This window comes from Streptomyces sp. NPDC093065 (genome assembly GCF_044754585.1).
Taxonomy (GTDB): Bacteria; Actinomycetota; Actinomycetes; order Streptomycetales; family Streptomycetaceae; genus Streptomyces.
On record NZ_JBIVPJ010000030.1, the window covers coordinates 13,385 to 29,437 of the forward strand.

General features: G+C 73.4%; 12 protein-coding genes. 5 read left to right on the forward strand and 7 right to left on the reverse strand.

The genetic code is table 11. From position 1 onward, the window contains the following. Positions 1-44 precede the first annotated feature (44 nt). Both ACIQFU_RS34695 and ACIQFU_RS34700 read right to left on the reverse strand, forming a co-directional pair. Positions 45-1,112: a PAS domain-containing protein gene (locus ACIQFU_RS34695; protein ID WP_306768868.1), complete on the reverse strand. Its 1,068-nt coding sequence runs from the start codon at positions 1,110-1,112 to the stop codon at positions 45-47. 81 nt (positions 1,113-1,193) lie between these two features. Next, positions 1,194-4,004, reverse strand: coding sequence for a LuxR C-terminal-related transcriptional regulator (locus ACIQFU_RS34700; RefSeq protein ID WP_402557001.1), 2,811 nt, complete (start codon positions 4,002-4,004; stop codon positions 1,194-1,196). A 281-nt stretch (positions 4,005-4,285) separates the two neighbouring features. Here ACIQFU_RS34700 and ACIQFU_RS34705 point away from each other — a divergent pair, with 281 nt between their 5' ends. Both ACIQFU_RS34705 and ACIQFU_RS34710 read left to right on the forward strand, forming a co-directional pair. Then, positions 4,286-6,739, forward strand: a complete 2,454-nt coding sequence (locus ACIQFU_RS34705) for a LuxR C-terminal-related transcriptional regulator (RefSeq protein ID WP_356819432.1) — start codon at positions 4,286-4,288, stop codon at positions 6,737-6,739. A gap of 47 nt (positions 6,740-6,786) precedes the next feature. Further along, on the forward strand, positions 6,787-9,309 hold the full coding sequence (locus ACIQFU_RS34710; RefSeq protein WP_402557003.1) for a LuxR C-terminal-related transcriptional regulator: 2,523 nt from the start codon (positions 6,787-6,789) through the stop codon (positions 9,307-9,309). Here ACIQFU_RS34710 and ACIQFU_RS34715 read toward each other — a convergent pair. From ACIQFU_RS34715 to ACIQFU_RS34725, 3 genes are all read right to left on the reverse strand, one after another. After that, the gene (locus ACIQFU_RS34715) at positions 9,266-9,778 is read right to left on the reverse strand and encodes an ATP-binding protein (protein WP_127896415.1); all 513 of its coding nucleotides are present in this window, start codon (positions 9,776-9,778) and stop codon (positions 9,266-9,268) included. The genes ACIQFU_RS34710 and ACIQFU_RS34715 overlap by 44 nt on opposite strands. A gap of 187 nt (positions 9,779-9,965) precedes the next feature. Next, complete coding sequence (locus ACIQFU_RS34720) at positions 9,966-10,466, reverse strand: cupin domain-containing protein (protein WP_054099671.1); 501 nt, start codon at positions 10,464-10,466, stop codon at positions 9,966-9,968. A 100-nt stretch (positions 10,467-10,566) separates the two neighbouring features. Next, entirely contained in the window at positions 10,567-11,073 is a 507-nt protein-coding gene (locus ACIQFU_RS34725) for a nuclear transport factor 2 family protein (RefSeq protein WP_264334032.1), read from the reverse strand. Positions 11,074-11,197: 124 nt separating this feature from the next. Between ACIQFU_RS34725 and ACIQFU_RS34730 the strand changes: the two genes are divergently transcribed. Next, on the forward strand, positions 11,198-12,103 hold the full coding sequence (locus tag ACIQFU_RS34730; RefSeq protein WP_264334031.1) for a LysR family transcriptional regulator: 906 nt from the start codon (positions 11,198-11,200) through the stop codon (positions 12,101-12,103). Between the two features lie 61 nt (positions 12,104-12,164). Here ACIQFU_RS34730 and ACIQFU_RS34735 read toward each other — a convergent pair whose 3' ends face one another. After that, positions 12,165-12,851 (reverse strand): maleylpyruvate isomerase family mycothiol-dependent enzyme, encoded by a 687-nt coding sequence (locus ACIQFU_RS34735; RefSeq protein WP_264334030.1) that lies wholly within the window; start codon positions 12,849-12,851, stop codon positions 12,165-12,167. A gap of 265 nt (positions 12,852-13,116) precedes the next feature. On the opposite strand from ACIQFU_RS34735, the gene ACIQFU_RS34740 reads away from it, so the two are divergent. Both ACIQFU_RS34740 and ACIQFU_RS34745 read left to right on the forward strand, forming a co-directional pair. After that, positions 13,117-13,959 (forward strand): helix-turn-helix transcriptional regulator, encoded by an 843-nt coding sequence (locus ACIQFU_RS34740; RefSeq protein ID WP_054099773.1) that lies wholly within the window; start codon positions 13,117-13,119, stop codon positions 13,957-13,959. Then, the gene (locus ACIQFU_RS34745; RefSeq protein ID WP_402557007.1) at positions 13,956-14,201 is read left to right on the forward strand and encodes a DUF397 domain-containing protein; all 246 of its coding nucleotides are present in this window, start codon (positions 13,956-13,958) and stop codon (positions 14,199-14,201) included. The genes ACIQFU_RS34740 and ACIQFU_RS34745 overlap by 4 nt, the downstream gene beginning before the upstream one ends. 67 nt (positions 14,202-14,268) lie before the next feature. Here ACIQFU_RS34745 and ACIQFU_RS34750 read toward each other — a convergent pair whose 3' ends face one another. Further along, the gene (locus ACIQFU_RS34750; RefSeq protein WP_127893261.1) at positions 14,269-15,546 is read right to left on the reverse strand and encodes a cellulase family glycosylhydrolase; all 1,278 of its coding nucleotides are present in this window, start codon (positions 15,544-15,546) and stop codon (positions 14,269-14,271) included. Between the last annotated feature and the right edge of the window lie 507 nt (positions 15,547-16,053).

The following is a 16,053-nucleotide window of genomic DNA, read 5'->3' on the forward strand; positions in this document are numbered from 1 at the left end:
TTCTGGCGTGCTCGGTGTGGGCGTTGTCCGGCGTCCTGGTGTGCTCAGCGTCCCGAGGTCTGGCGCTGCGACCGGGGGCGGGTGCCCCCGCCGCATCCGGCCTCCGCCGTCTGCTGGTCCGAGCGGATGCAGTCGGGGAGCACCCTCGGCGGCCAGGCGCCGAGGCTGAACAGCCCCATCGAGTACGCCTTCGCCGCCAGCGCCGTCCGGTTGGGCACGTCGAACTGCCGCAGCAGCATGCCGACGTGGTACTCGATGCCCTGCCGGCTCAGGAACAGCTTGGCGGCCAGGCGCACCGTCGGGTCACCCGCCGCGACGCCCTCGAGGACCTTCGCGCTGAGGGGGGCCAGCTTCCACCGGGAGCCGTCCCGCGCCGCGCGTTCGTCGGTCGTCGTCTCGGGCATGAACTGGACGACGATCATCTCGACCCGGCCGGCGTCACCGGTCACCGGGAACGCCGTGATCCTGCCGGACACCACGGTCCCGTGGACGGACAGGACGAGGGAGTGCCCGACGAGACGGGAACGGTGGCCCTGCACGAGCCGCCCGAACTGACGCAGCGTGTGCTGACGCACGCTCGGGTGCAGGAACTCGACGAGTTCACGTCCGCGCAGTTCGTCCGGCCGCTGGGTGCACCGGGGCATCAGGGGATTGTTGACGACACGCACCCGCAGATTCGCGTCGAGGACGGCGAGGGCGATTCCGGAATGCTCGAAAAAGGACTGGAAGGCGTCGCGGTACTTCTCAGTTCCTATTTCCGCGTCGCACCGGGAAGCGTCTATTTCCTGAAGTGTTTCGACGGGGCCCGGACTTTCGCCGCGGAGCGTAGCACACGCCTCCGTCACACGAAAGGGCCCCTCCACTGTGCCGGTCTTCGCGTGGGCCATACAAGCCCTCCTCCCCTCTTCCGAGCGTTCACTGGCTGCGAGCCAGGCTACGGAGCAGGGACGTCGGCGTGCAATCGGACCAGGGGCCCCCGACGAAAGACTGTGGTCGCCTCCGCACGGGTTCGGAGAGACCGTCACCGGGCACCGGCAAAGGGCGGGAAACGGCCCGTGGGAGCAATCGACACCCGCCGTCCCACCATGCTTTTCCGGCATTTCGGCCCACATTTTCCGGGAAGGCCGCGGCGGGAGCCGGTTTACCCGCGAGTAGCCCGTTCGGTGCACCCGTCCGGTCCCGCCGGCCACCGGTCACAGTCGGTCGGCGAGCACACCCGTGCCGAAGGCCGCCCTGCCCGCCATGCGGCGCACCGCCGGGACCAGCCCGGACCTGCCGTCCACTTCGAGCCGCTGGTACAGCCTCGTGAGGATCTTCTCCACCGCGCGGCGGGTGACTCCGAGCGCGTCGGCGGCGTCCTGGTTGGTGTGACCGAGAGCTACCAGCGAGGCGACCCGCCACTCGGTGTCGCTCAGATTCCCGCAGGCCACCGGTGCGCCGGGCGGCAGCGGCTGCCGCACCTCGGTCCAGCGCCCCAGCACCGCCTCGCCCGTCGCCTCCGCGATCCGGTCCGCCTCCGCGAGGACCTCGTCGGCTCCCGGCCGCCCGGCCGCCCGCATCCGGTTGCCGTACGCCGTCAACGACCGCCCCAGTTCCAGCTGGTTGCGGCTCGTCCTGAGTACGGCGACGGACTCGGAGAGCAGGGACAGGGCGTAGCGGCCGCGCACCACGGTGCCCCACATGCGCAGGATCCGGCCGAGCGCGCCCGGGGCGCCGAAGCGCCGCGCCCGGTCGCAGGCGTCGGCCAGGAGGCGGAGCGCGGCCTCCGGGTCGCCGAGGCGGAGCAGCAGGGGCACGCACCACAGGTCGACCGGGAACAGGACCGGGTTGCACCAGCCCGCGGCCTCCGCGCGACGTACCGCGTCCTGCAGGTCGGCCAGCACGACGGGCAGTTCGCGTTCCGGGGTCAGGGGAATGCGCAGCACCCGCAGGGCGAGCCGGCACACCGGCTGCCCGGCGCCCGGCCCCTGGACCAGCCGGTCGCGCAGCCGTTCCGCCAGCCAGGCGTCACCCGTCTCGACTGCCACGGAGGTCAGGCCGAGCACCGACAGCCAGTCGTGGTCCTCCAGGGCGTCCACCGACGGGTCCTGGCCCGGGTCGCGGGAGGCCGCGCAGGCCCTGCGCGCGTCCGCCCGTGCGTCGGCGGACCGGCCCGCATGCAGGGCGGTGAGCGCGCGCCAGCTCAGCACCGCCGTGCGCAGCCGCCGGTCGCCGCGCCCTCGCGCCGTTTCGAGTGCCATGTCCAGCCAGCAGTCGGCCGGTTCGCCGGTCTCCGCGACGGCCGCGCAGGCGATCGTCAGCGCACAGGCGGCGTACCGGGAGACCGCCGAGGCCGGTTCGTGCTCCAGCAGCCACCGGGTGCGCCGGGCGACCTCGTCGGACCGGAGCCGTCCGCTGTGCGTTCCCGCGAAGACCAGGACCGCCGTGAGTTCCCGCAGGGCCGCTTCGTCGGGCCCGGCGTCCGGGTCCGGGGCGAGGCTCCGCAGCCGTTCGGCGGCGTCGTCGTGGGCCGCCGGGTCTCCCGGGCCCGCCAGCCGTACCCGGGCTTCCAGCCGCGGCCCGAGATGCCGTGCCCGCGGCGTGCCGGGGGCCGTCGCGGCGGCGGTACCGGCTCCCTTGCCGGCCGCGGCCGGCGCCTGCTCCCCGGCCCCCACGCCCGTGCCGGCCGCGGCCGGTATCCGCCGCTCGTGCCCGGCACCGGCCGGTTCCAGCAGCTCGGGGACGGCGTGCGGGGCGGAGAGGAACAGGGTGAGCGGTACGCAGGAGACGACCGCGGCGCGCTCCTCCACCGTGCCCAGCAGGGGCAGGGCCTGGCCCACGTGCCGCAGCATCGCGGAGGTGTCGGCCTCGCGTTCCACGTCGGCGAGGGCGGTCAGCAGGTCGCCGCGCCGCGGACTGTCGGGCGGGAACTCGCGCAGGGCGCGGCGCAGGCCCCGGACGGCGAGCGCGTCGTCGCCGAGACGCCACAACTCGCAGGCGGTGTCCCGCAGCAGTCCCGCGGCACCGGTCCAGTCGCCGGGGCCGACCTCCATGACGTGGCGGACCACGCGCTCGGCCGGTTCCCCCGCGACGTACAGCAACTCGGCCGCCCGGCGGTGCAGTCGGACCCGGTCGGTGAGCCCGACGCCCTCCTCCGCGGCCTCCCGGACGCAGTCCCACAGTACGGGCGGTGTCCAGCGGTCGGCGGCCCAGCCGAGCGAGGCCAGGGCTCCGGCCGCCCGGTCCGCCTCTCCCGGGTCCAGCTCCGCCAGGCGGGCGAGCACGTGGGTCTGTGCCCGGCCGCCGAGGAGTGCGGCGCAGGCGGCGAGGCGGCCCACGGAGTCCGGGTGCCCGGTCAGGGCCGCGGCCACGCGGGAACGCAGCCGCCACGGCGCGGGCCGGGCGCGGGCGAGGTCGAGCAGGCGTGCGCGGGCGGGGCGTTCCGCGTGGTCCAGCCGCTCCAGCAGGGAAGCGACGAGGGCCGGGTTGCCCTCGGTGGCGCGGTGCCAGGCGCGGACCTGGCCGTCGGAGAGCACATGACCGTGCCCGCCGAGCAGCGCTCCCACGCCCTCCGGGCCGAGCGGTCCCGTGCGGACCACGTGGTCGGCACGGTGCAGGACGTCCTGCACCCCGGACGTCTCGGTGGCGAACTCGCCCTCGCACACGGCGGCCACCAGGAACAGCCGGCCCTGTCCCGGGTCGTCGAGCAGCGCGGACAGCGCGGACAGGGCGTGCTCCCCCGCCCACTGCAGGTCGTCGACGAGCAGCACGAGCGGACGGACGGTGGGATCGGGAAGGGGTGCGGCCGGGTCGCCGAGGGACAGTCCGCGGGCCAGCCGGCTGCCTCGGGCCCGGCGTACGACGCAGCCGGCCTGTTCGGCGTGGGCGGCGACCGCGTCGAGGAAGGCCGACCGCCCCGTACCCGGAGTCCCGGTGACCGCCGTGAGCACCGTCCCGTCCGCCCCCATGCCGTCCAGCGCACGCCGGACCGTGTCGAGGCCCTGTTCCCGCTCCAGGAGCCGCACGGAGCCTCCGTTCACCGGCCGAGCCGGTCGGTCGTGGGGCGCCACCCGGTCGGCCCCGGCGAGCCGTCTGGACACATGGGCACGGGAGCGCCAACAACAACGCACATCGCTGTCATATCGTAAGGATTATGTGGTCGAGACGATCGAACCCGGCGCATCCGTATCCCTCGTTACCAGTGTTCCGCTCTTCCCGGACCGGGGCTTTCGCGGGGCCGACCGCGCCGCACGGGCCGTCGGCCTGCCCGGTCCGGGGCCAACACCGCGGCGCGCGCTGTGTGGTGGTGCTCGATCCGCCCGGCCACTCCTCGATGGCCACCGTCACCCACCACGTCAGCACCGCGTACGGACGGGAGGCGAATGTGCGGCGGGTGGGCTGCCTGCCCGAAGCGGCCGGCACGGAGCACGCGGTGCTGCGACGCCTGCTCGGAGCGCCGCCCGCCGGCCACGGCGCACGGTACGCGCCGCACACGGTGGTCTGCGGTCTGCTGGCGCGGGGGCCGCTGGTCCTCGCCATCGACGACGCGCAGTGGTGCGACGAGGGCACGCTCCGTTTCATCGACGAGTTGATGCGCTCCTCCCACCACGAGACGCTGACCGTACTGCTGCACCTTCCGCGCGGAGTGCCCACCCCCGCGGCGGCGGCCTTCCACGAACTGGCGACACGGGACTACTGCACGGTCGTCGACCCGGGCAGCCCGCGGCCGGCCGGTACGACCGCGCCGGCCTCCGAGGACGTGGCCGAACTGGCCCGCCGCGAGCCCCGGCTGCTCGCCGTCGCGCGGGCCGCGGCGGCGCTCCACAGCACCGAGCCCGACCTCGTCGGCGCCCTGGCCGGCCTCCCGTCCCAGACGGCCGACCGCCTCCTGGAGGAGGCCGGGACACGCGGCCTCCTCCCCGGCCCCCTGCCCGCCCACGGGACCCGCCTTCTGTGGGACACCCTCTCGGAGAGCGAACGGCAGCGGTGGTACGCCCAGGCCGCGGAGATCCTCAACGACGCGGCCGCACCCGTGGAACAGGTCGCCGACCTGCTGCTGGAGCAGAGCAGGCTGGACCGTCCCTGGATGCGTACCGTCCTCAGGGAGGCGGCGGCGGCTTCCCGGCACCACCGTCCGGCCGCCGCTGTCGCGTACCTCACGCGGCTCCACGCCGCCGACACCGAGGACGCCTCCGTCCGCCTGGATCTGGCCGAGGCACTGGTCGACATCGATCCGTCGGCGGCCCGCGGTCACCTCGCCCACCTCGCGGACGCGCCCTCGGGCACGGTGGACCGGCCGGTCCGGGAACACGCGGCCGGCCTGCTCCGGCTCGTCGCCCTCATGCTGCACGAATCCCCCGACGGCCCCGCCGCGCTCGGCACCCTGCTGCGGCGGACGGCCGCCGGAGGACCGGACGTACCACCGGCCGGGCCGGGCGCGCGGGGCACGGGCACCACCGCCGCCGCGGCGGGCCCCTCGTCCTCGACGCCCGTCCCCGCTACGCCCCTTTCGGCCACCGCCCGGGATCTGACCCGCCCGACCGAGCACCTGCTGCTCGCCGCACGCGCCCTGCGCACCGCGCTGACCGCCGACGGGCACGAGGCACGGGAGGCGGCGGTCGCCGACGCCCGCCGCGTCATCTGGTCCGGACGTCCGCACACGGCCTGGGCGGTGGTCGCCGCGGCGCGGGTCCTCACCCTGGCCGACGACACCGCGACCGCACTCGACCACTTGCAGCGGATCGTCGCGGACAGCGCCGAACGCGAGGAGTTGTGGGCGGAGTCGCACGCCGCCTCGGTGCGTGCCCAGGTACTGGTCGAAGCGGGCCGGGCGGCCGAAGCCGCCGAGGCCGCGGCGGCCGCGTCCCGTCTCGCCGAGGCGGAGGGCACGACGGGGGGAGGCCCGCTGGCCACGATCGCCCTCGTCCGCGCACTGGTTGCCCGGGGCGACCTCGACCGGGCGCAGGAGGCGCTGCGCAGGATCGACGGCCGGCGCCTCGACGACTGCGTCTGGGAACACCACCACCACCTGACGGCTCTGGCCCTGTTCGAACGCGGCCGCGGCCGGCCCGAACAGGCCCTGCGTCTGCTGGAGCGGTGCGGGGCGAGTCTCGACGCGGCCGGGGTGCGCAACCCCGTGCTCACCCTCTGGTGGCTGCACAGCACCGAGTTGCTCATGCTGCTGGACCGGCCGGGCGACGCCGCACGACGGGCGGAGCACGGACAGGAGCTGGCCGAGCGCTGGCTGACGCCACGCAGCATGGGCCTGGGCCTGCTGGCCCGGGGCATGGCGGCCGGTCCCCGCGACCGCGTGGAGCTGTTCACCGAGAGCGCGCGCGTTCTCGCCCAGAGCTCCGACCGGCATGCCCACGCCCTGGCCGAACTCCACCTCGGCAAGGAGTTGCTGCGGCGGTCGGACCGGGGCGCGCAACCCCGGCTGCGCGCCGCCCTGGCGACCGCGGCACGGTGCGGCCTGGTCACCGTCGCGGACGAGGCCCGGCGGGCGCTCCGCTCGGCGGCGGACCGGCACGCCCCGGCCGCGCTCAGCCAGGCCGAACGCCCGGTGGCGGAGCTGGCGGCCGCCGGGAAGTCGAACCGGGCGATCGCGGACAGCCTGTGCCTGACCGCCCGCACGGTCGAGTACCACCTGACGAACGTCTACCGCAAGCTCGGTGTCACGGGTCGCGCGGGCCTGACGAAATGGTTCGCGGCCCACCGGTCGCAGCCCGCTTCCGCCCGGGCGCCCGGCGGCGTCTCGTGAACACGGCTGCCGTCACCCCTTGTTCGACCGAATCCGCATCCGACCTCGTGGAGCGGTCCGACGAACTGGCCGTGTGGGAGCGGGCCGTGCGCCGGGCCGTGGACGGCGGGACCACGACCGTGGTGGTCCGCGGGCGCCCGGGTACGGGTCGCAGCGCCCTGCTGTCGGCGGGCGCCGAACTCGCCCGGCGATCCGGCCTGCACGTCGTGACGGAGCCCTCGCAGGCCGCCCCGGACACCGGACCGTGGGCGCTGTTCACCGACGACGCGTCCGCCGCTGCCGGGGCGGAGGCGGCCTGGTCCTCCCCCGGAGCCTCCTCCCGGCCGGGGCCCGTGCTCCGGGCGCTCACCGGGGGGTGCGACGTCGCGCTGCCGCTACCGCTCGACGCCCAGCGGGGCCGCCGGTACGAACTGTCCCTGGGACCGCTGACCGACGACGGCGTGGGCGCGCTGCTCGTCCGGGCGTACGGCCGGGACGCGGCCGGCGGCCTGCGTACGGCCGCGACCGCGGCGACCGGCGGCAACCCGGCGGTCCTGTGCGCCGCGCTCCGGCGGTGGCCGGGCACACCGCCCGACGCGGCCGCCTTCGCCGCGCTCGCCGACCAGGTGGGACGGCACCATCTGCGGACGGTCCTGGCACGGTCCTCCGCACAGGCGTCCGCGTTCGTCACGGCGAGCGCGGTGGCCGCGGGCCACTTCTCGTTCCGCCAGGTCTGCGAACTGGCCGGGCTCACCCCGCCGGAAGGCGAACGCGCCCGCACCGAACCGGCGGTCGCCGGCCTGCTCGGCCCACTCGTCCGTCCCCGGGTGTACGACCCGCTGGTGGCGGAACGGCTGCTCGGCCTGCTGGACGCCGACCGGCGCCGGGTGCTCCACGAGCGTGCCGTGCGGCTGGCGCGCCAGGAGGGCTTCGCACCGGAGGTGCTCGGGCTGCTGGTCTCCCGGATCTCGCTGGACGAACCCTGGGTGGCCGACGCGCTCCACGCGGCGGGGGCGGCCGCGCGACGGTCCGGCGACCACGACGCGGCGGTCGTCCTCCTGGACCGCGCACTCGACCACGCCGCGGCCCGCCCGCGTACGGAGACGCTGCTGGAACTGGCGAAGGCGCAGTGGGCGCGGCGGCCCGCGGCGGCCGAGCGCGCGTTCCGTCGGATCCTGCTGGAGGCCGGGGGCCCGGACCCCTCCGGGGCGGTGCCGTTCGCCGCCGACGTGCTGGCGATGCACGGCGGGGACGACACGACCGCGGCGCTCGGCGCGGCGGCCGCCCGCGCGAGGACGGGAGTGGAACGGCGGACGCTGCGCGGCCTGCACGTGCTGGCGGTGGAGGCCAGTCCGACGGGGTCGGCCCGCGTACCGGACCTCCCGTCCCCGGGCCCGTCGGAGGTCGGGGAGGCACCGGGCTTCGACGCGCCCCGCGCCGCGGCCGGGGCGTGGCGGCACTGTCTGGCCGGCCGGCGGATCGGCGAGGCCCGGCGACTGGCCGGAGCCGTGGTGATCCGGGCGGGCAGGGGCGGGCTGCTCACCCCCCGGCTGGTCGCCTCGCGTGTGCTGGCCGCCACCGAGGACGTGGCACCGGCCCGCGCCGAGTCGCTGCGGATCGCGGCCGAGGCCCGGCGGCGCGGGATGCCTCCCGTGGCCGGGCACGCTCTGCTGGACCTCGCCGAACTCGCCCTGCGCACCGGCGAGCCCGAGCGGGCCGGTCAGTGGCTGGCGGAGGCCACCGGCGAGGTGCCCCGGCGGGACTGGCATCCGCGGACGCTGTCCCGGCTGACCGCGGTGGAGGTGCTCGTCGCCGTGGAGACCGGAAGGACGGACCTGGCGGAATCGGTCCTGGCCCGCTCGGGCTGCCCGCCCGGCCGCGACGAGCACGGTCTGGGCTCCGCACAGTTGTTGTTCGCGCGGGGCTTCCTGTGCCTGCGCACCGGCCGTCCGTCCGAGGCGAGGGCCTACCTGCGCGAGTGCGGCCGGATGGCACGGGCGCTGGGCTGCGTCAACCCGGCCGTCCTTCCCTGGGCTTCGCACCTGGCCGTCGCGGAGGTGGCCTGCGCGGCCCCGGACACCGCCGCACACCTGGTCGCCGAGAGCCTCACGGCCGCCCGGTCCTGGGGTGCGCCGGGTACGGTCGGGGCGGTGCACCTGTGGGCGGGGCTCGCCCTGTCCGGCCGTGCGGCACTCGTCCACATACGGACCGCGCTCCGTCTGCTGGCCGACATGCCGCCCCGGCGCCTGTACGCCCGTGCGGTGGCGGCCCTGGCCTCCGGCCCGTTCGACACCGGACTGCCGCAGGAGGCGCGTCGCCTGCTCGACGAGGCGGTCGGGCGGGACCGTGCCTTCCCGCTCACGGCGGAGGTCGCCGCCCGCCTCGCCGCACCACGGCACTCGAACCGGTCCCGGCTGAGCCCGGCCCAGCTGCGGGTCGCCCTGCTGGCGGCGGAGGGGTGGTCGAACACGGCCATCTCCCGGGAACTGTCCGTCGGTGTCCGCACGGTGGAACTCCACCTGACGCACACCTACCGCGCCCTGGGCGTCAACGGCCGCTCCGACCTGCCGGTGGCACTGGGCCACCCGTGAGACCGGTCGCCACCGTCCGGCCGGACGCCCGGGCCGGCAGGTCCAGTTCCGCGCGGACCGTCTTGCCGACGGGCGACCGGTCGAACACACCCCACCGGTCGGCGAGCGCGTCCACGAGCAGCAGCCCCCGGCCGTGCTCGGCCTCCGGCGCGGCCGTACTCTCCGGTCCGCACGGCCGACGCTCCCCGCGACTGTCCGACACGTCGATCCGCAGCGTGTACGCGTCGAGCCGCAGCAGCACCTCGATGTCGCGCCCAGGCACCCGCCCGTGGGTCACGGCGTTCGCCGCCAGCTCCGCGACGAGCAGCGCGGCCGTGTCGGACACCGCCGAGCCGTACGGGACGCCCCACGCGTCCAGCCGGTACAGGGCGAGGTGCCGGGCGAGCCGCGCACCGCGCGGGGTGGAGCTGAACCGCTGGACGAACACACGCGCGGTGACCGGGAGTCGGGGGGTGGAAGCTGGTCTCATGCCGCCCATCCCACCTGCGACGACGCCTCCCCACCAGATCGGCGACCGGTACGCACGGTGAGCGTACGGGTGCGGACGGTACGGGTGGGGCTGGCTCAGGAGGAGTCCGCGCCACGACTCCCTGAGCCTGTCGCAGCAGATACGAGGGGGCGTCACCGTCGGGCTCGGCTCCCGGGACGGGGGTCGGTCACGCCGAGACGTCCAGGGCGGCCCGCCAGACGGGGCTGTCGACGTAGTGGTTGTCGAACCGCTCCGCGGAGGCGGCGATCTCCTTGGCGTCGGCCTCGCCACGCATCACCCGGCCGAGCAGGCGCAGGTAGTCGAAGCGGCCCATGCCCGGCGTGAACACGAACAACACGTCCGCCTCACAGCCCGGCGCTGCGGCGAAGGCGTGCGGGGTGTGGGGCGGCACGGCCAGGAAGTCGCCCGCCTCCAGGACGGTGACCTCCTCGCCCACCAGTACCTGGAGGGACCCGCTGATCACGAAGAACAGCTCCGTCGCCTTGGTGTGGAAGTGGGCGGGTGCCCCCACGGCTCCCTTGGCGAACGTGGACCGGTAGCTGGTGAAGCCGCCGGCGGTGCTGTCGGAGTCGGCCAGCAGTGTCATCACACTGCTGGGGTCGGCACAGGTCTCGGCCTCGGCGTGACGGGTCAGCACCGGCCGTCCGCCGGCCTCTGTGATCTTCATGTCGTGTCCTTCCCAGTCCGGGTGTATGGGGAGTTGTGCGGGGAGTAGAGAGGGCCATGAGGTCTCCGGGTCAGGAGGCCCTGGTGTGGTCGGGCGGGTGTCAACCGAAGATCACCGCGGGTTCGCCGGTGAACCAGGAGTTGTCGATGCGAAGCCGGCGGATGACCCAGCGGTCGCCGTCGCGGACCAGGTCGACGTCGTAGGGGTTCTTCAGCAGCGCGTGTGTGGCGGGGTCGGCGATGAGCAGGTGCTGGGCTTCCACCAGGGCGGTGAGCCGGGCGGTGTCGCCGTCGATGGTGATCCGCGTGTTGGTGATCTGGTGCGTGGTGTCCACCCGGCCGGTGAACATGGCCAGAATGGTGGTGACGATGGTGTCGCGCCCGGACATCAGCGGTGGCTCGGCCCCCCATTTGGAGGCGGCCGGGCGGAAGTCCAGCTCGGCGTCGGCGGCGAAGGCCGAGGCGAACAGCTCCTTGTCCTTCAGGTCCTGGCCCAGGCCGAAGCGGTGGAGCGCGTCGGTGATCTCCGCCCGGTCCCTGAGTTCCGCGACGGTCGCGGCGGCGTCGTGCGCGGGGGCGGTCAGGGCTCGGTCGTGAGTGACGTACATGATGTTCTCCTGTGCGGGCGAGGTGGCCTTTCGATGCCTCCGATCCTGCTGCGGTCCGGATGGGGCATCAATGCGCGTCTACGCAACGGCCGTTGAGCCTCGATTAACGATGGGAGGGCGCGGGATGCTGGAGCGGCACGAGCTGGAGGCGTTCCTGACGCTCGCCGAGGAGCTGCACTTCGGCCGCACCGCCGAGCGCCTGCACGTCTCCACTGCCCGGGTCAGCCAGACCGTCGCCAAACTGGAACGCCGCATCGGCGTCCCGTTGTTCAACCGCACCAGCCGCCGGGTGGAGCTGTCCCGGACGGGACGGCAGCTGTATGAAGACATACGCCCCGCCTGGTCCCGGATCACGGACGCGTACGAGCGGGCCGTCGACGCCGGGCGGGGACTGACCGGGCTGCTGCGGGTCGCCTTCACCGGGCCCGCGGCGGGCCAGCTGTTGGCCGGGGCCACGCAGGCGTTCCGCACCGGGCACCCCGACTGCGAGGTCCAGATCAAAGAGGCGCACCTGCCGCAAGTCCTGCCGTGGCTGCGCAGCGGTGAGGTGGACCTCGTGCTGACCTGCCATCCGATGCACGAAGAGGGCATCGTCATGGGGCCGGTCCTGGTGCGGGAGGCACGCATGCTCGCCGTGCCGGCAGGTCACCCGTTCGCCCGCCGTGCCACCGTCTCCGTGGAAGACCTGGCCCGGGTGACCGTGCTGCAGCTACCCGAAACGCTGCCGGAGTCCCTGCGCCAGGACCGGGCGCCGCGCCGGACCCCCGCCGGGAGACCGATCGCACTCGGTCCGTCGGCCGCGACGTTCAACGAGACGCTGACGCTCGTGGGCGCCGGGGAAGGGGTCTTCGCCGTCGGCGCCCACACAAGGCGCTACTCCGTCCGCCCCGACGTCGTCTACGTCCCCTTCGAGGACGCCGCGCCGGTGAACTGGGGCCTGATATGGACCACCGACGGTGCGACAGCCCGCGCTCGCGCCTTCAGCGAGGCAGCGCTGAGCCTGGTGCCGTCACCTGCGCCCAACCCCTGACCTCACGACCGGCGACCCCAGCGTTCTCGGCGAAGCCGAGCCCTCTCCATCTTCCCGCCGTTCATCCGCGGGAGCCGTGCTCGTCGTCGTGCGGGCAGCGACCGCGGAGGAGTTCCACCCCGTCGCCTTCCAGTTCGTCGCAGTACGTCGCCCGTCCGGTCATGGCCATCACCAGGGCCAGGGTGGGGCCGGACACCACGGGCCCGGAGCCGGTCGCGAACGTGCCGTCGTCCGCGGCGAGTCGCAACCCCGCGAGGCGCTTCTTGGCGACCACCACCATGTCCGAGCCCTGGTAGTACTCGGCCACCCGTGTGACGACGTCGATCGGGTAGGCGTGACGGATGCCCAGCGGACGCCGTATGTCCTCTCCGTGGACGAGCGTCTCGCCCAGCATGGCGATGGCGGGCAGCGGCGGCTCGGTCGTGCTCGGGACGATGTGCCGGAACCGCGCGAGGGTCTCGGCCGGATCCGCGCCGAGCTGCTCCGCCAGCCTCACGGCCACCTGCTTGTCGAAGTCGAACCGGCAGCGGATCACCCCGGCCAGCCAGCGGACGGTGTCGAGGCTCGCACCCGCCGTGAGATGCGCCAGCACCTCGCGCACCGTCAGACCGGCGCACAGCGACGGCGTCGCCCACTGCGCCTCGGTCAGCTCCGCGAGATCGGCGGCCAGCGCCGCCCGCTCCGTACGGATCGACGCCCAGATGCCACTCCCGTGGCCGCGTTCCGCGGTCAGCTCCGGATCAGTCATGCGGGAGGGTCTCCTGTCGTCGGCGTGCGAGGGTGGTGGTCGTGGAGGAGACTCTCATCCCCGCGCGAAGTCATCGCCCGCGAGTGATGTTGTCGGGGGCCGGAGGCTGGTCTCATGCCGCCCATCCCACCTGCGACGACGCCTCCCCACCAGATCGGCGACCGGTACGCAGGGTGAGCGTACGGGTGCGGACGGTGGACAGTAGGAGTAACCGTCCGTGAGCATGGGCCCGTTGAGTGGGCGTGACGGGTGGGAGGTGTCCCGGATGACGGACGGTACGGGCGGGGCGGGTGAGCCGGAGGCCTCGGACAGCCTCAAGGCGTTCGGCGAGGTCGTCAAGGCGTTCCGCAAACGGGCGGGGCTGACCCAGGAGGAGTTCGCGCCGCAGGTGCGGTACTCGGTGCCGACGGTGGCGTCCATCGAGCAGGGGCGGAGGTTCCCACCGGTCGACTTCGTGGAGCGCGCGGAGCAGACCCTCGACGCCTTCGGCGCGCTGCGGGGTGCGGCACGTCATCTGTCGCGGCAACCGGGGCTTGCGAGCTGGTTCCGGCAGTGGGCGCGGTTCGAGGCGGAGGCGGTGAGTCTGTACACGTACGAATGCCGGGTGGTGCCGGGGCTGTTGCAGACGGAGGGGTATGCGCGGGCGGTCTCGTTCAGCGTGCCGCCGCTGCCCGCCGAGAAGGAGATGAACGACCGGATCACGGCCCGCATGGCCCGGCACGAGCTGCTGTCGACGAGCCGGACACCTCCGACGGCGTTCAGCTTCATCGTCGAGCAGGCGGTCCTGGAGCGCGGCACCGGCGGCGAGGAGGTGACGCGCGAGCTGTACGACCACCTGCTGAGCATGGTCGAGCGGCACTGGAACGTGGAGCTGCAACTGATGCCGCTGCGACAGCCGGTGCACGCGGGGCTGGACGGTCCGATGCAGTTGGCGGAGACGCCGGACCACCAGTGGTTCGGCTACTCGGAGGGGCAGGAGAACGGGCGGCTGATCACCGATCGCAAGGAGATCAGCCGACTCCACCAGCGCTATGCCAAGATGCGTTCACAGGCCCTGACCCCCGAGGACTCCGTGGGCCTGTTGAAGCGAATGCGAGGAGCGCTATGAACACGTCCGACCTGGCCTGGTTCAAGAGCAGTTACAGCGGCTCCGAGGGCGACAGCTGCGTCGAAGTGGCGATGACGTGGCAGAAGTCCAGCTACAGCAGCGGCAGTCAGGGCGACTGCGTCGAGGTGGCCTCCTGCCCCGGCACGGTGCACGTCCGTGACTCCAAGGTACGGCAGGGAGACCAGCTCGCCGTCTCCCCGGCGGCTTGGACCCGCTTCCTCACGTACACGACCAACGCCTGACGCGCCGGCACGACCGAGCGAGCGCCCCGCCCCGGAAGCCGTGGGCGGGGCGTCGCCGTCGGCCCGGTCAGCCGTCCGCTGCGCTGCCCCGGACGACACAGGACCGGTTGTTCTCCCAGCCCCACCCGTCGCCGTCGGGGTCCGAGGCGCTGCCGTTGGCACAGTACGAGTAGCCGTTGGGCGCGAGCCCGCCGGGGACCACGCACGAGCGGCCGTTCTCCCAGCCCCACCCGTCGCCGTCCGGGTCGGAGGCACTGCCGTTCACGCAGTACGGGTATCCGTTGGGAGCGGTACCGCCCGTGCTGCCGTCGTCACCGCCGCCGTCGTCACCGCCGCCGTACACGGTGGCCGTCTCGGACGTGGCGGCGATCCCGTTGCTGCCGTTGAAGAACCGGTCGCCCCAGCTGGTCAGCGAGTTCGGGTCGAAGCCGTTGACCATGTCGAGGTACTCGACCCCGCTGCCGTTGCCGCTCCAGGACCAGCCGATGTAGCCGACGCCGAGGGACTGGGCGGTCGCCATGATGGCGTCCTCGTCGGGGTTGCCGTCGCTGTGCTGGTCGCCGAACTCACCGACGACGATGGGCAGTCCGTTGCCGACGAAGGCGTTCAGGTAGTCCTGCACCTCGGCGGCGGTGTCGTAGACCCCGTACATGTGGATGGAGAAGATGGTGTTGCGGTCGGGGTCGGAGGCGAAGACCGAGGCAGCGTTGGACCGCATAGTGCCGGACCAGTCCTGGCCCCAGTTGGGCGCGTCGACCATCAGGGCGTGGCCGATGCCGGCGCCGCGGAGCTTGGCGATGGCCGCCTTGGTGGCGTCGGTCCACGCGGTGTAGTTGGTGTTGCCGAAGGGCTCGTTGCCGATGTTGACGACGACGTAGTCCTCCTGACCCTCAAGCGCGCTCTTCACGCTGATCCAGTAGTCGGCCGCCTGGTCCAGGCTGGTCGCGGCGCCGTCCTCGCCGTACCCGGTGGTGTCGTGCACCTCGAGAACGCAGATGACCTTGTTGGCCTTGCATTGCCCGATGAGCGTGGAGACCTGGGACGCGCTCGTCTTCGTCCAGCGGCCGCCGCTGCCGAGCACGACGCGGACGGTGTTGGCGCCCTTGGCCGCGATGTCGGCGATGGAGCTGGTCTGCTCGGGGTACCAGGTGTAGGCATGGTTGATCCCGCGCATGACGAACGCGGTGCCGTTGCCCTCGACGACGCGTCCGCCGCTGACGTGGATACCGCCTTCCGCCGCCTCCGCCTTGCCGGTGGACGGCCCGGCGAGTGAGAGCAGCAGCCCGAGGACAGCGGCGAACGCCATCCCCGCCGTCGTGGTGAGCGTGCTTCTTGGCTTTCGCATGTGTCTCCTCGGATGAGTGGGACGGGTGACGGCACCTGAACGGGTGCGCTGGACGCGCCTTGCCGACGCATGCGGGTGACAACGATGTCGGACAGCGGAAGACGTTGCCCGACACAGGCTCACAGGCATCGGGAATTACGGAGCAGGCACCGGAGAAGCGGTGTGACGGGCCGTCGAGACGGCCGAAAGGGGCCGCCGATCGCCCAGCGCCACACCATGAGGCACCGGATGTTCCATCCATGTCAATAGACGGTTCAATATTTGCCTCGGCGAGCCGACACCACCCAGAATGACTAAACCGCTAAACAAGCCGTTCCGGCATCGAGAGACGCATACGAGCAGGCAGCTGCCAGGACGTAGACACCTCGCACGACTGGTTGACAGCCGAAGTAGGCGCCTCTACGTTCCTCCACGGTTAAGCGGTACATGTCAGTCATCCCCCGAACGAGAGGCTCCACTTACTATACCGGTTCAATAACAGGGGTCGGCCAGCTCACGGAATCCGCT